Genomic DNA, 14,406 nt, shown 5'->3' on the forward strand with positions numbered 1-14,406 from the left:
ATGCCCTTCCGCGAGATCAACTCCAAGATGATCGAGGCCACGGTGGCGCCGGGCCAGCGGCTGTTCAGCCAGCGCGGCGCGATGCTCGCCTACCGGGGCGAGGTGTCCTTCACCCCCAACCTGCAGGGCGGCCAGGGCGGGGTCATGTCGATGATCGGCCGCCGGGCCGCCGGCGAGTCGGCGCCCCTGATGACCGTGGAGGGCTCCGGCACGGTCCTGTTCGGGCACGGCGGCCACCACATCCAGGTGATCAGCCTCACGGGCGACACCCTGTACGTGGAGGCGGACCGGCTGCTGGCCTTCGACGGCACGCTGCAGCAGGGCACGATGTTCATGGGTTCGCAGGGCGGGGTCATGGGCATGGTCCGCGGCCAGGTGACGGGACAGGGACTCTTCACCACGACCCTCAAGGGCCAGGGCGCGGTCGCCGTCATGGCGCACGGCGGGGTCGTCGAGGTCCCGATCAGCCCGCAGCGCCCGGTGCACGTCGACCCCCAGGCGTACGTCGCCCACCACGGGGACGTACGCAACAAGCTGTCCAGCGCGCTCGGGCTGCGCGACCTGGTGGGCCGCGGCTCGGGCGAAGCCTTCCAGCTGGAGCTCAGCGGCAGCGGCTCGGTGTACGTGCAGGCGTCGGAGGAGAAGCTGTGACCACCCACCCGGGCACCGGCCCCGTGATCCACGACCCGGCGACCCTGCCGGTCGACGACAACGTGAACGCGTACACCTTCTGCGTGGAGCTCAAGGGGAGCGAGTGGTTCCTGCAGAAGGGCAAGATGATCGCCTACTACGGCTCGATGGAGTTCAACGGCATCGGACACGGCCGTCTCGACCGCCTCGTGCGGACGTCGTTCCATTCGCCGTTGCACGCGAGCGACTGGGTGGTGGCCTCCGGCTCGGGCAAGATGCTCCTCGCCGACCGGGCCTTCGACGTGAATTCCTTCGACCTCCAGGAGGGCAACCTGACCATTCGCTCGGGCAACCTCCTCGCTTTTCAGCCAAGTCTCGCCCTCAAGCAGTCGATCGTGCCGGGCTTCCTGACCCTCATCGGGACGGGCAAGTTCGTGGCCGCCTCGAACGGCCCCGTGGTGTTCATGGAACCCCCGATCCGGGTCGACCCGCAGGCCCTGGTCGGCTGGGCCGACTGCCCCTCCCCGTGCCACCACTACGACCACGCGTACATGACGGGTCTGCTGGGCGGTCTACGTGCGATGACGGGCCTCGGCGGGGCCTCCGGCGAGGAGCACCAGTTCGAGTTCGTGGGGGCAGGCACGGTGCTGCTCCAGTCCAGCGAGGCACTGATGGCCGAGCAGGCGGCGGGGGCGGTCCCGAACGAGCCCGGCGTACCCGGCGGCGGTGGGGCGCCCGGTCACCAGGGACAGCCGGGCGGCGCACCGCGTCTTCCCGGACAGCTGGGGGACCTCCAGCGTCGCTTCGGGCTGTGAGCGGTAGTCTGCGGAGTGTGACGTCGAACGTGTGCGCGCCGTCACGCCACCCTCACTAGTTCGCCTTTCAACATTTTAGGTAGACTTCATTCATGGAGACCGAGACGGCCACCCGCTGGCTGACCGATGCGGAGCAGTGCGCCTGGCGCACCCACCTGGAGGTCAACAGGCTGTTGACGTATCAACTCGAGAGGGACCTCCAGCCGTTCGGGCTGACGATGAACGACTACGAGATCCTGGTGAACCTCTCCGAGTCGGAGGGCGTACGCATGCGGATGAGCGACCTCGCGTCCGCCACCCTCCAGTCCAAGAGCCGGCTCTCGCACCAGATCACCCGCATGGAGAACGCGGACCTGGTCAGGCGCGAGAACTGCGAGTCCGACCGCCGCGGACTGTTCGCCGTGCTCACGGACCACGGCATGGAGACCATGCAGAAGGTCGCGCCCCACCATGTGGGCTCCGTACGGCGGCACTTCATGGACCTCCTCGCGCCGGAGGCCCTGGAGGAACTCCACAAATCCCTGGCCCCGATCGCAGAACACCTACGCGGCCAACGAGGCCGCCCCTGACACAAGGGCGCGCCCCGCAGGGGCGCGGGGAACTGCGCGCCAAGCCCTCACGGCCCGCAGAGAACCACTCCCGAACCAGCCCGTCGTCACCCCGCAAGAAGCGGAGCGCAAAGGCGGAGCTCGAACAGGGCTCCGCCCGCCCCCGCCTCCCGGACGGTGAGCGACCCCCCGTGCCGCACGGCCACGTCCCGGGCGATGGCCAGGCCCAGACCGGCTCCGCCGTCGTCACGGGCACGGGCCTCGTCGAGCCGTACGAACCGCTCGAAGATCCGCTCGCGTTCCGCCGCGGGCACGCCGGCGCCGTCGTCGGCCACCTCCAGGAGCGCCCACTCCCCCGCACGGCGGACCGTCACGGCCACCGACGACCGCGTGTGCCGCTGCGCGTTGTCCAGCAGATTGCCGAGCACCCGCGCCAGCTGCCCGCGCGAGCCGCTCACCTCGACGGAGTCCGCGGTCACGGACACCGGGACCCGGTCCCCGGTCCGCTGCCCGACCTCCGCACGGACGAGCTCCGCCAGGTCGAATCGCGCGTCCGCCGGCCGTTCCCCCGCGTCCAGCCGGGCGAGCAGCAGCAGATCGGCGGCCAGCCGCTGCAACCGCACGGTGTCCTCGACGGCCCCCGCGACGTCCAGCAACTCCGGGTGCGCGGCGCCCACTTCGAGCTGGGTGCGCAGGGAGGCGATGGGGCTGCGCAGTTCGTGTGAGGCGTCCGCGACGAACCGCCGCTGGCGCTCCACGGACTGTTCCAGGGCGGCGAGCGTCTCGTTGGTGGTCCGGGCCAGCCGCGCCACCTCGTCGTGCGTGTCCGGCACGGGGACGCGCCGGGTGAGGTCCTCGGAGGCGGTGATCGCCGCCATCTCGCCGCGGATGTCCTCCACGGGGCGCAGCGCCCGGCGCGTGACGAGCCAGGTGACCAGGGCCACCAGGGCCAGCAGCAGCGGGAACCCGATGAGCATCACGGTCAGCGCGGTGCTCACGGCCTCCTGTTCGGCGCTCAGCGGCGCACCGGCGTGGACGGTGAACGTGCCCCTGTCGTCCGTCTCCACGGGCACGGTGGCGAAGCGGTAGTCCGCCGTGTCGCCGTCGATGGTGGCGGAGCCGTTGCCGAAGGAGGCGTCGCCGATGTCGCCGGCCTCGGACGGCTCGTCGCCGGCGTCGTCGTCACGGTCGCCGCCGCTGTCGCTGTCGCCGGTGACGGCCCCCGGGGCCTGCGGCTTCACCCGGTCGAGGCCCGTGCCGTCGATGCGCTCCAGGTCCTCGGTGACGGCGACGAGTCTCCCGGCGCCGTCCACGACCTGGACGGGCTGGTCGTCGTCGTCCAGCGACAGGTCGCCGTAGGCCCTCCCGGCCACCAGGTCGGTGGCGACCGTCCGGGCGGTCCGCTCGGCCTCCGTACCCGCCTGTTCGCTCAGGTTGCTCCACAGCGACAGCAGGACCGCGGCGCCCGCCGCGGCCAGCGCGACGGCCACCACGACGCTCGCGGCGAGCGTGGCCCTGGCCCGTACGGACCCGAGGACGCGTCTCATCTCGCCTCCAGGCGGTAGCCGGCGCCGCGTACGGTCCGGATCAGCGTGGCCCCCAGCTTGCGGCGCAGCGTGCTGATGTAGACCTCGACGATGTTCGGGTCCCCGTCGTAGGCGAAGTCCCAGACGTGCTCCAGGATCTCCGCCTTGGAGACCACCTCACCGGCCCGCACGACGAGCTGTTCGAGGACCGAGAACTCCTTGGCGGTGAGGGTGACCTCGTCCTCACCGAGGTGCACGCGCCGGGCGGCGGTGTCGACCTTGAGGTCCCCCAGCACGTGCACCGGCGACCCGCCTCCGCCCGAGGAGCCGCGCCTGCGCAGCAGGGCCTTCACCCGGGCGACCAGGACGACGTACGAGAACGGCTTGGTGAGGTAGTCGTCGGCGCCGGTGTCCAGCCCCTCCGCCTCGTCGTACTCGCCGTCCTTGGCGGTGAGCATCAGGATCGGCACGTCGTGCCCGGCGGACCGCAGGGCGCCGCACACCCGGTAGCCGTTCATCCCGGGCAGCATGATGTCGAGGATGACGAGGTCGTACGAACCCTCGCCGGCCCTGTGCAGCCCCTCCAGCCCGTCGTGGACCACGTCCACGGCGTACCCCTCGGCCGTCAGGCCCCGGGCGAGCGACAGGGCCAGCCGCTTCTCGTCCTCCACGATCAACAGTCGCATGCGGTCAAGAGTGGCAAACCGAAGCTGAAGAAGGCTTCAGGGTGCTTCAGCTTCCGTTCAGCGTCGGTCGGCCAGATTGGGACACGTCGAAAGGCACAGAGCAGCCGATCCTGGAGGAATCCCCATGAAGCGCAACATCGTCATCGCCACCGTCGCGGCCGCCGCCCTCGTCGGAGGCGGCACGGCGACGGCCCTCGCCGTCACGGGCGACGAGGACGCGCCGGCGAAGCAGCGGCAGTCCGGTCAGCGGATCGCGGACGACGACCGCGACGACCGCGACGACCGCAATGACCGTGCCGACGGCGACGACCGTGATGACCGCGACGACGACACGGAGGACGCCGCCGAGGCGAAGGCGGCGAAGGTCACCGCCGCCGACGCGATCACGGCCGCACTGAAGAGCCTCCCCGGTACGGCGGTCTCGGCCGAACTGGACGACGAGGGCAGCAGCCTGGTGTGGGACGTGGACGTGCTGTCCTCGGCCGGCGAGTGGCACAGCGTGCGGATCGACCCGGGCACGGGCAAGGTGCTCGGCTCGCAGGCCGACACCGATGCGGACGACGCCGACGACGCCACCGAGGCCCGGGCCGCGCTGAAGGGCACGTCCGTCAGCGCGGTGGAGGCCGCGGAGGCCGGGGCGGCGAAGGGGACCGTCACGTCGGTCGACCTGGACGACGACCGGCGGGGCGGCTCGTGGGACGTCGACACGACGGGTGCGAACGGTGCGGAGAAGGAGTGGAAGGTCGACGCGGAGTCCGGCGCCGTGACGGCGGACCGCGACTCGGACAACTAACACGTCTTTCGCCCCCGCCGCCCCTACCCTCCCCCATCGTCCCTGGGGGCTTGCGCCCCCAGACCCCCTGTCGCGCTGCGCGCTCCCGCGCAGTTCCCCGCGCCCCCCGGGACCAGGGGGCGCGGGGGACTGCGCACCGGGGGTTCGGGGGCGGAGCCCCCGAGGCGGGGGCGAGACCGGTCCGGATCAGTGCTCCGCGAGGGCTTCCACCAGTGAGTCCGCCGCCCGGTACGGGTCCAGGTCGCCGGAGACGATCCGGGCGGCGAGCGCGCTCAGGCGACGATCCCCGTGCAGGTCACCGATCCGCTCCCGCAACGCGGTGACGGCGATCGTCTCGACCTCCCGCGCGGCCCGGGCGAGCCGCCGCGAGGCCAGCACCCCCCGCTCCTCCATCCAGGCGCGGTGCTTCTCCAGCGCCTCGACGACCTCGTCGATGCCCTCCCCGCGTGCGGCGACCGTCTTCACGATGGGCGGCCGCCAGTCCCCCGGCCCGCGGGACTCGCCGAGCCCCAGCATGTGGTTGAGCTCGCGGGCCGTCGCGTCGGCCCCGTCCCGGTCGGCCTTGTTGACGACATAAACGTCCCCGATCTCCAGGATCCCGGCCTTGGCCGCCTGGATCCCGTCGCCCATGCCGGGCGCGAGCAGCACCACGGACGTGTCCGCCTGCGAGGCGATCTCGACCTCGGACTGGCCGACGCCCACGGTCTCGACGAGCACCACGTCGCAGCCGGCCGCGTCCAGCACCCGGATGGCCTGGGGCGCGGCCCAGGCGAGCCCGCCGAGGTGCCCCCTGGTGGCCATCGACCGGATGTAGACGCCCGGGTCGGACGCATGGTCGGACATCCGGACGCGGTCGCCGAGCAGCGCCCCGCCGGAGAACGGCGACGACGGGTCGACGGCGAGGACGCCGACCCGCCTGCCCTGCCGCCGGTAGGCGCTGACGAGCGCCGAGGTGGACGTCGACTTCCCGACGCCCGGCGACCCCGTGAGCCCCACGACGTACGCGCCGCCCGCGAGCGGGGCCAGGGCGGCCATGACCTCGCGGAGCTGCGGGGACGCCCCCTCCACCAGGGAGATCAGCCGGGCCACGGCCCGCGGCCGGCCTTCCCTGGCCTGGGCCACCAGCGAGGGGACGTCCTGCATCACAGCTCCGTTCGGTAGATCAGCCGGGCCTGGTACGCGTTGTCAGGCCCTGGGCACGCGCACGATCAGCGCGTCACCCTGCCCGCCGCCACCGCACAGCGCGGCCGCGCCGACGCCGCCGCCGCGCCGCTGCAGTTCGAGGGCGAGGTGCAGGACGAGCCGGGCGCCGGACATGCCGATCGGGTGGCCGAGGGCGATGGCGCCGCCGTTGACGTTCACCTTTTCCGTGGACACCCCGAGGTCCTTCATCGACTGGACCGCGACGGCGGCGAAGGCTTCGTTGATCTCGATCAGGTCAAGATCCTCGACGCCGATGCCCTCCTTCTTGAGCGCGTGCCGGATGGCGTTCGACGGCTGCGACTGCAAAGAGTTGTCGGGTCCCGCGACGTTTCCGTGGGCGCCGATCTCCGCGATCCAGTCGAGACCGAGCTCCTCGGCCTTCGCCTTGCTCATGACGACCACGGCGGCCGCCCCGTCGGAGATCTGCGAGGCCGATCCCGCCGTGATCGTGCCGTCCTTGGCGAACGCGGGCCGCAGCCTGCCGAGCGACTCGGTGGTGGTCTCCCCGCGGATGCCCTCGTCCTGGCTGACGACGACGGGCTCGCCCTTGCGCTGCGGGACCTCGACCGGGGTGATCTCCGCGTCGTACGTGCCGTCCTTCTGCGCGGCGGCGGCCCGCTGGTGGGACAGGGCGGAGAACTCGTCCTGCTCGGGGCGCAGGATGCCGAGCCGGGTGTTGTGCTTCTCGGTCGACTCGCCCATGGCGATGTGCTCGAACGCGTCGGTCAGGCCGTCGTACGCCATCGCGTCGAGCATCTCGATCGCCCCGTACTTGTAGCCCTCACGGGACTTCGGCAGCAGGTGGGGCGCGTTGGTCATGGACTCCTGTCCGCCCGCGACGATCACGTCGAACTCGCCGGCGCGGATCAGCTGGTCGGCGAGCGCGATGGCGTCGAGGCCGGAGAGGCACACCTTGTTGACGGTGAGCGCCGGGACGCTCATCGGGATGCCCGCCCTGACGGCCGCCTGGCGTGCCGGGATCTGCCCTGCCCCGGCCTGGAGCACCTGGCCCATGATCACGTACTGCACCTGGCCGCCTTCGATCCCCGCACGGTCGAGGGCGGCCTTGATCGCGAATCCACCGAGCTCGGCTCCCGAGAAGGTCTTCAGGGAGCCGAGGAGCCGCCCCATCGGGGTGCGTGCACCCGCAACGATGACGGAGGTGGTGTTGTTCGTTCCAGACATGAGGAGCGATCCCCTTCCAGCTTGCACAGCTGAGGAGTGAACGAGGGTTTACTAGCAAGGTACTGAGCGGTAGGCCAGCCGTCATCCGGCCCGTCGTGTGATCGCGCGCACGTTGCGTAACCGCCGCGGGAGCGCTGCACTATGCAGCATGCTGACGCGAATCGACCACATCGGGATCGCCTGTTTCGACCTCGACGCGACCGTCGAGTTCTACCGGGCCACGTACGGCTTCGAGGTGTTCCACTCCGAGGTCAACGAGGAGCAGGGCGTGCGCGAGGCCATGCTCAAGATCAATGAGACGTCCGACGGCGGCGCCTCCTACCTCCAGCTCCTCGAGCCCACCCGCGAGGACTCCGCGGTGGGAAAGTGGCTGGCCAAGAACGGTGAGGGCGTACATCACATCGCCTTCGGCACGGCCGACGTCGACGCCGAGGCGGACGGCATCCGGGAGAAGGGCGTACGAGTGCTGTACGAGGAGCCGCGCAGGGGTTCGATGGGCTCCAGGATCACCTTTCTGCACCCGAAGGATTGCCATGGCGTCCTGACAGAACTGGTCACTTCGGCGCCAGTTGAGTCACCTGAGCACTGACCTCCGTATATCTGGGCCGGTAGGGTTGGGCACGGCCGTCGCCTCTTCGGGGCGGTCCGGGTCCTCATCGTCAGGATCCGAGGGCCGGGGTCCAGGTTTCGGGGGACGAGCGTCGGGGGAGCACCCGTGCTCCGCCGTTGATCTGACACCATTCCCCGGGGGCCCCGTCCGGCGGATGGACGGTGCTCGTTTGGAGAGACTTGCGACCAGGGGACGGATGGGACCGCGCAGTGCGGGGCTACGAACGCCAGGAGCGAGAGCCGGCGGCTGACGTCGACCACCTCTCTCGGTTCGAGGCCGAGATGGAACGGCTGAAGACCGAGCGGGAGAAGGCCGTCCAGCACGCCGAGGACCTCGGCTATCAGGTCGAGGTGCTGCGCGCCAAGCTGCACGAGGCGCGGCGCGCTCTGGCGACCCGGCCTGCCTACGACAGCGCCGACATCGGCTACCAGGCCGAGCAGATGCTCCGTAACGCGCAGATCCAGGCCGATCAGCTGCGCCAGGACGCCGAGCGGGAGCTGAGCCAGGCCCGCGCGCAGACGCAGCGGATCCTTCAGGAGCACGCCGAGCAGGCCGCCCGCCTCCAGGCGGAGCTGCACCAGGAGGCGGTCACCCGCCGTCAGCAGCTCGACCAGGAGCTGGCCGAGCGCCGGCAGAGCGTCGAGTCGCACGTCAACGAGAACGTGGCGTGGGCCGAGCAGCTGCGGGCCCGCAGCGAGCAGCAGGCCCGCCGGCTCGTCGACGAGTCGCGCACCGAGGCCGAGCAGGCCCTGGCCGCCGCCCGCGCGGAGGCCGAGCGGGTCGCCGCCGAGGCCCGCCAGCGGCTGCAGAGCGACGCCGAGCAGGCCCGCGCCGAGGCCGAGGCGCTGCTGCGCCGGGCCCGCACCGATGCCGAGCGGCTGCTGAACGCGGCGTCGACGCAGGCCCAGGAGGCCACCGACCACGCGGAGCAGTTGCGCAGCTCCACCGCGTCCGACTCGGACAACGCCCGCCGGCTGGCCGGCGAGCTCAGCCGTGCCGCCGAGCAGCGCATGCACGAGGCCGAGGCGGCCCTGCGTGAGGCGCGGGCCGAGGCGGAGAAGGTCCTCGCCGAGGCGAAGGAGGCCGCGTCGAAGACGCTCGCCGGCGCGGAGTCGGCGAACGAACAGCGCACCCGTACGGCCAAGGAGCAGGTCGCCCGGCTGGTCAGCGAGGCCACCAAGGAGGCCGAGTCCACCAAGTCCGAGGCCGAGCAGCTCGTCGCGGACGCCAGGGCCAAGGCCGAGAAGATCATCGCGGAGGCCGAGGAGAACGCCCGCAGCCTCACCGCCGAGGAGACCGCGTCCCAGCTCGCCAAGGCGGCCCGGACGGCCGAGGAGGTCCTGAACAAGGCGTCCGAGGACGCCAAGTCGACCACCAGGGCCGCGGCCGAGGAGGCCGAGCGGATCCGCGCCGAGGCCGAGGCCGAGGCGGACCGGCTGCGCGCCGAGGCGCACGACATCGCCGAGCAGCTCAAGGGCACGGCGAAGGACGACACCAAGGAGTACCGCGCCAAGACGGTCGAGCTGCAGGAGGAGGCGCGCCGGCTGCGCGGCGACGCCGAGCAGCTGCGGGCGGACGCCAACGCCGAGGGCGAGAAGATCCGCGCCGAGGCCCGGCGGGAGGCCGTCCAGCAGATCGAGGAGGCGGCCAGGACCGCCGAGGAACTGCTCTCCAAGGCGAAGGCCGACGCGGACGAGCTGCGGTCCAACGCGACGACGGAGAGCCAGCGGGTCCGCACCGAGGCCATCGAGCGGGCCACGACCCTGCGCCGGCAGGCCGAGGAGACCCTGGAGCGCACCCGCGCCGAGGCGGAGCGCCACCGCACGGAAGCCGTCGAGCAGTCCGAGGAGATCAAGGCGGAGGCCGAGCGGGCCGCCCGCGAGCTGCACGAGGACACCGAGCGGGCCATAGCGGCCCGGCAGGCCGAGGCCGCCGAGGGGCTGACCCGGCTGCACACGGAGGCCGAGGAGCGTCTCGCCTCCGCCGAGCTGGCGCTGACCGAGGCCCGCGCGGAGGCCGAGCGGATCCGCCGCGAGGCCGCGGAGGAGATCGACCGGCTGCGCACGGAGGCCGCCGAGCGGATCCGTACGCTGCAGGCGCAGGCCGAGACGGAGGCCGAGCGGCTGCGTGACGAGGCCGCCGCGGACGCGTCCGCCTCGCGCGCCGAGGGCGAGTCCATCGCCGTACGGCTGCGTTCGGAGGCCGCGGCCGAGGCCGAGCGGCTCAAGTCGGAGGCGCAGGACACCGCCGACCGCGTACGGGCGGAGGCGCAGGCCGCGGCCGAGCGGCTCGCCACGGAGGCCGCCGAGGCGCTCTCCGCGGCCCAGGACGAGGCGGCCAGGCGCCGTCGCGAGGCCGAGGAACTGCTCGGCGCCGCGCGCCAGGAGGCCGACCAGGAGCGGGAGCGGGCGCGCGAGCAGAGCGAGGAACTGCTGGCCTCGGCGCGCAACCGCGTGGAGGAGGCCCAGGCCGAGGCCGTACGGCTGGTCGAGGAGGCGGACCGCCGGGCGACCGAGATGGTGTCGGCCGCCGAGCAGACCGCACAGCAGGTACGCGACGCGGTGGCCGGGCTGCACGAGCAGGCCCAGGAGGAGATCACGGGCCTGCGCAGCGCCGCCGAGCACGTGGCGGAGCGCATGCGCACCGAGGCGCAGCAGGAGGCCGACCGGGTCCGTGCCGACGCGCACGCGGAGCGGGAGCGGGCCACCGAGGACGGCAACCGCATCCGGCGTGAGGCGCGCGAGGAGTCGGAGGCCGCCAAGTCGCTCGCGGAGCGCACGGTCTCGGAGGCGATCGCCGAGTCCGAGCGGCTGCGTTCGGACGCCTCGGAGTATCTGCAGCGGGCGCGTACGGAGGCTTCGGACGCCATCGCGTCGGCCGAGCAGGACGCCTCGCGTTCCCGGGCCGAGGCCCGGGAGGACGCCAACCGTATCCGGTCGGACGCGGCGGCGCAGGCGGACACCCTCATCACCGAGACGACGGCCGAGGTGGAGCGGCTCACCGCCGAGACGAACCAGGAGGCGGAGCGCGTCCGCGCCGAGTCCGTGGCGAAGGCGGAGAAGCTGATCTCGGACGCGACGAGCGACGCGGAGCGGCTGCGCGCCGAGGCGGCCGACACGGTCGGCTCCGCCCAGCAGCACGCCGAGCGGATCAGGTCGGAGGCGCAGCGCGTCAAGGCCGAGGCCGCCGCGGAGGCCGACCGCCTCATGTCGAACGCCCGCGACGAGGCCGACGACACCCTGGACAAGGCGCGCAGGGAAGCCAACAAGCGGCGTTCCGAGGCGGCCGAGCAGGTCGACAAGCTGATCACGGAGACGACCGCCGAAGCCGACAAACTCCTCACGGAATCTCAGCAGAGCGCACACAAGACCACCGCCGACGCCGAGGCACAGGCCGACACGATGGTGGGCGCGGCACGGCATGAGGCGGAGCGGCTGCTCTCCGAGGCGACGGTCGAGGGCAACACGCTGGTGGAGCGGGCCAGGACCGACGCCGACGAACTGCTGGTCGGCGCGCGCCGGGACGCGACGGCCATAAGGGAGCGGGCCGAGGAGCTGCGCGACCGGATCACCGGCGAGATCGAGGAACTGCACGAGCGGGCCCGCCGGGAGTCCGCCGAGACGATGAAGGCCGCCGGCGACCGGTGCGACGCGCTGATCAGGGCCGCCGAGGACCAGCTGAAGGAGGCCGAGGCGAAGGCCAAGGACCTGGTGTCGGAGGCGAACTCCGAGGCCGGCAAGGTCCGTATCGCCGCGGTGAAGAAGGCGGAGGGGCTCCTCAAGGAGGCCGAGCAGAAGAAGGCCGCGCTCATCGCGGAGGCCGAGGGCATCAGGTCGGAGGCGGTGCGCGAGGCGCGGGCCGCGGTCGAGGAGGGCAAGCGGGAGCTGGAGGTGCTGGTCCGTCGCCGCGAGGACATCAATGCCGAGATCTCCCGTGTCCAGGACGTCCTGGAGGCGTTGGAGTCCTTTGAGGCCCCGTCGAGCGGCAAGGACGGCGGCGTCAAGGCGGGCGCCGCGGCCGGTTCGACTCGTTCGGGTGGCAAACCGTCAGAGAGCTAGCCACACGGGCAGCTTCTGTGCTCGTAGGTTCGCACCCGTGCGCGTCGGCGCTCCCAGGTGCTCGTCGGAGCTCGCCAGAAGGTTCGAGCGAGGTCTCCAGCAAGCACTTCCGGCCGGTAGCCACCAAAAAGGGTGTCATTCTCCATATCAATCGGGCTACTGCTCGATGACACACCGTCTTGGCCCCTAGGATTCCACCTATCACCTCACCGGTCTCATTCGACAGGAACCCCATGAGCGACACTTCCCCCTACGGCTTCGAGCTTGTGCGGCGTGGGTACGACCGCGCTCAGGTGGACGAACGCATTTCGAAGCTCGTCTCCGACCGTGACAGCGCTCTGGCCCGTATCACTGCTCTCGAGAAGCGCATCGAGGAACTCCATCTCGAAACGCAGAACGCCCAGGCACAGGTAAGCGACGCCGAGCCGTCGTACGCCGGCCTCGGCGCCCGCGTGGAGAAGATCCTCCGCCTCGCCGAGGAGGAGGCCAAGGACCTGCGCGAGGAGGCCCGCCGCGCGGCGGAGCAGCACCGTGAGCTCGCCGAGTCGGCGGCCCAGCAGGTGCGCAACGACGCAGAATCGTTCGCTGCGGACCGCAAGTCCAAGGCGGAGGACGAAGGCGTCCGGATCGTCGAGAAGGCCAAGTCCGACGCCTCCCAGCTGCGCCAGGAGGCGCAGAAGGACGCGCAGTCGAAGCGTGAGGAGGCGGACGCCCTCTTCGAGGAGACCCGCGCGAAGGCCGCGCAGGCCGCCGCCGACTTCGAGACGAACCTCGCCAAGCGGCGTGAGCAGTCCGAGCGCGACCTGGCCTCGCGGCAGGCCAAGGCCGAGAAGCGGCTCGCGGAGATCGAGCACCGTGCGGAGCAGCTGCGGCTGGAGGCCGAGAAGCTGCGTACGGACGCCGAGCGTCGTGCGCGTCAGACCGTCGAGACGGCTCAGCGCCAGGCCGAGGACATCGTGGCCGACGCGAACGCCAAGGCCGACCGGATCCGGTCCGAGTCCGAGCGTGAGCTGGCGGCTCTGACGAACCGTCGCGACTCGATCAACGCGCAGCTGACGAACGTGCGCGAGATGCTGGCGACGCTCACGGGGGCGGCTGTGGCTGCCGCCGGCTCTCCGGCTGAGGACGAGCCGATCTCCCGTGGGGTGCCGGCGCAGCAGACCCGGTAGTACCGGGCCTGCCTCAACGGGGGATGGGGACGGTTGTCGGGGATCTGCGGGCCGGCCGTGGCTGGTCGCGCAGTTCCCCGCGCCCCTGACGGGGCGCCCCACAGCACCGGGCCCGAGCCCTCTGCCACTCCGGTGGCAGAGGGCTTTGGCGCGTTTTAGCGTGGTGCGCATGATCGAGGTCGACGGGCTCAGCAAGCGGTACGGGGAGAAGATGGCCGTGAACCATCTGAGCTTCGCCGTGCGGCCCGGGATCGTCACCGGGTTCCTGGGTCCCAACGGGGCCGGGAAGTCCACGACCATGCGGATGATGCTCGGGCTCGACCGGCCCACCGCGGGGGACGTCCGGATCGACGGACAGCACTACGACCGGCTCAAGGACCCGCTGAAGTACATCGGCGCCCTCCTCGACGCCAAGGCCACGCACGGCGGCCGCAGCGCCTTCAACCACCTGCTGTGCCTCGCGCAGAGCAACGGCATCCCGCGCGGGCGCGTGCACGAGGTCCTCGACACCGTGGGCCTCACCGCGGTGGCGAGGAAGAAGGCCAAGGGCTTCTCGCTCGGCATGGGGCAGCGGCTCGGCATCGCCGGCGCGCTGCTCGGCGACCCGCGGATCCTGATGTTCGACGAGCCGGTCAACGGGCTCGACCCCGAGGGCATCCACTGGATCCGCAACCTGATGAAATCCCTCGCCGCCCAGGGCCGTACGGTCTTCGTCTCCTCGCACCTGATGAGCGAGATGGCACTGACGGCCGACCACCTCGTCGTGATCGGCCAGGGCCGGCTGCTCGCCGACACCTCCATGGCCGCCTTCATCCGGGAGAACTCCCGCTCGTACGTACGGATCCGGTCGCCGCAGCGGGAGACGTTGCTCGACGTGCTGCGCGGCGCCGGGATCACGGCCGTCGAGGCGGGCGGCGGGACGCTGGAGGTGGACGGCGTGCGGGCGGAGGACCTCGGCGAACTCGCCGCACAGCACCGCGTCGTGCTCCACGAACTGAGCCCCCAGCAGGCGTCGTTGGAGGAAGCGTTCATGCAGCTCACCGCCGAGTCGGTGGAGTACCACGCGCACACCGGCGCGGCTCTCGGCGCCGCGCCGCCTCCCCCGTACGGAGGGCGGCCGGGAGCGCGGCCGCAGCCGCGGCCCGGACCTCGGTGGGGCGACGACTGGAAGAAGGGCTGAATC

The 14,406-nt window shown here is 71.8% G+C and carries 12 protein-coding genes; 8 read left to right on the forward strand and 4 right to left on the reverse strand.

Going from position 1 to position 14,406, the window contains the following annotated elements:
- The 3 genes from ACFYXC_RS08585 (at position 1) to ACFYXC_RS08595 (ending at position 2,014) form a co-directional block, all read left to right on the forward strand.
- The gene (locus ACFYXC_RS08585) at positions 1-651 is read left to right on the forward strand and encodes an AIM24 family protein (RefSeq protein ID WP_388912762.1); all 651 of its coding nucleotides are present in this window, start codon (positions 1-3) and stop codon (positions 649-651) included.
- Positions 648-1,445 (forward strand): AIM24 family protein, encoded by a 798-nt coding sequence (locus ACFYXC_RS08590; protein ID WP_388912759.1) that lies wholly within the window; start codon positions 648-650, stop codon positions 1,443-1,445. The genes ACFYXC_RS08585 and ACFYXC_RS08590 overlap by 4 nt, the downstream gene beginning before the upstream one ends.
- A gap of 92 nt (positions 1,446-1,537) precedes the next feature.
- Positions 1,538-2,014, forward strand: a complete 477-nt coding sequence (locus tag ACFYXC_RS08595; RefSeq protein ID WP_389548562.1) for a MarR family winged helix-turn-helix transcriptional regulator — start codon at positions 1,538-1,540, stop codon at positions 2,012-2,014.
- Between the two features lie 86 nt (positions 2,015-2,100).
- Here ACFYXC_RS08595 and ACFYXC_RS08600 read toward each other — a convergent pair whose 3' ends face one another.
- Together ACFYXC_RS08600 and ACFYXC_RS08605 are read right to left on the reverse strand one after the other, a co-directional pair.
- Positions 2,101-3,540 carry an ATP-binding protein gene (locus ACFYXC_RS08600; RefSeq protein ID WP_388912750.1) on the reverse strand — a complete coding sequence of 480 codons (1,440 nt, stop codon included), beginning with the start codon at positions 3,538-3,540 and terminating at the stop codon, positions 2,101-2,103.
- Positions 3,537-4,205, reverse strand: coding sequence for a response regulator transcription factor (locus tag ACFYXC_RS08605; protein ID WP_388912747.1), 669 nt, complete (start codon positions 4,203-4,205; stop codon positions 3,537-3,539). Before ACFYXC_RS08605 ends, ACFYXC_RS08600 begins: the two co-directional genes overlap by 4 nt.
- Before the next feature lie 124 nt (positions 4,206-4,329).
- Between ACFYXC_RS08605 and ACFYXC_RS08610 the strand changes: the two genes are divergently transcribed.
- On the forward strand, positions 4,330-4,998 hold the full coding sequence (locus tag ACFYXC_RS08610; protein ID WP_389548566.1) for a PepSY domain-containing protein: 669 nt from the start codon (positions 4,330-4,332) through the stop codon (positions 4,996-4,998).
- Between the two features lie 186 nt (positions 4,999-5,184).
- Here ACFYXC_RS08610 and meaB read toward each other — a convergent pair whose 3' ends face one another.
- Complete coding sequence (gene meaB / locus ACFYXC_RS08615; RefSeq protein WP_389548569.1) at positions 5,185-6,141, reverse strand: methylmalonyl Co-A mutase-associated GTPase MeaB; 957 nt, start codon at positions 6,139-6,141, stop codon at positions 5,185-5,187.
- A 42-nt stretch (positions 6,142-6,183) separates the two neighbouring features.
- The gene (locus tag ACFYXC_RS08620) at positions 6,184-7,386 is read right to left on the reverse strand and encodes an acetyl-CoA C-acetyltransferase (protein ID WP_389548572.1); all 1,203 of its coding nucleotides are present in this window, start codon (positions 7,384-7,386) and stop codon (positions 6,184-6,186) included.
- 148 nt (positions 7,387-7,534) lie between these two features.
- On the opposite strand from ACFYXC_RS08620, the gene mce reads away from it, so the two are divergent.
- From mce to ACFYXC_RS08640, 4 genes are all read left to right on the forward strand, one after another.
- Positions 7,535-7,975: a methylmalonyl-CoA epimerase gene (gene mce, locus ACFYXC_RS08625; protein ID WP_388912735.1), complete on the forward strand. Its 441-nt coding sequence runs from the start codon at positions 7,535-7,537 to the stop codon at positions 7,973-7,975.
- Positions 7,976-8,205: 230 nt separating this feature from the next.
- A complete protein-coding gene (scy, locus tag ACFYXC_RS08630) occupies positions 8,206-12,054 on the forward strand; it encodes a polarized growth protein Scy (RefSeq protein WP_389548576.1) in 3,849 nt (1,282 codons plus the stop codon).
- Between the two features lie 233 nt (positions 12,055-12,287).
- Complete coding sequence (locus ACFYXC_RS08635) at positions 12,288-13,223, forward strand: cellulose-binding protein (protein ID WP_388912728.1); 936 nt, start codon at positions 12,288-12,290, stop codon at positions 13,221-13,223.
- A gap of 169 nt (positions 13,224-13,392) precedes the next feature.
- On the forward strand, positions 13,393-14,403 hold the full coding sequence (locus tag ACFYXC_RS08640) for an ABC transporter ATP-binding protein (protein ID WP_389548580.1): 1,011 nt from the start codon (positions 13,393-13,395) through the stop codon (positions 14,401-14,403).
- Positions 14,404-14,406 lie beyond the last annotated feature (3 nt).

The sequence above is a fragment of the Streptomyces sp. NPDC002701 genome, from assembly GCF_042889045.1.
GTDB lineage: Bacteria > Actinomycetota > Actinomycetes > Streptomycetales > Streptomycetaceae > Streptomyces.

Coding starts and splice junctions, on each gene's coding strand:
- ACFYXC_RS08585 (WP_388912762.1), top strand. CDS start 1: ATGCCCTTCCGCGAGATCAACTCCAAGATGATCGAGGCCACGGTGGCG.
- ACFYXC_RS08595 (WP_389548562.1), top strand. CDS start 1,538: ATGGAGACCGAGACGGCCACCCGCTGGCTGACCGATGCGGAGCAGTGC.
- ACFYXC_RS08600 (WP_388912750.1), bottom strand. CDS start 3,540: ATGAGACGCGTCCTCGGGTCCGTACGGGCCAGGGCCACGCTCGCCGCG.
- ACFYXC_RS08605 (WP_388912747.1), bottom strand. CDS start 4,205: ATGCGACTGTTGATCGTGGAGGACGAGAAGCGGCTGGCCCTGTCGCTC.
- ACFYXC_RS08610 (WP_389548566.1), top strand. CDS start 4,330: ATGAAGCGCAACATCGTCATCGCCACCGTCGCGGCCGCCGCCCTCGTC.
- meaB (WP_389548569.1), bottom strand. CDS start 6,141: ATGCAGGACGTCCCCTCGCTGGTGGCCCAGGCCAGGGAAGGCCGGCCG.
- ACFYXC_RS08620 (WP_389548572.1), bottom strand. CDS start 7,386: ATGTCTGGAACGAACAACACCACCTCCGTCATCGTTGCGGGTGCACGC.
- mce (WP_388912735.1), top strand. CDS start 7,535: ATGCTGACGCGAATCGACCACATCGGGATCGCCTGTTTCGACCTCGAC.
- ACFYXC_RS08635 (WP_388912728.1), top strand. CDS start 12,288: ATGAGCGACACTTCCCCCTACGGCTTCGAGCTTGTGCGGCGTGGGTAC.
- ACFYXC_RS08640 (WP_389548580.1), top strand. CDS start 13,393: ATGATCGAGGTCGACGGGCTCAGCAAGCGGTACGGGGAGAAGATGGCC.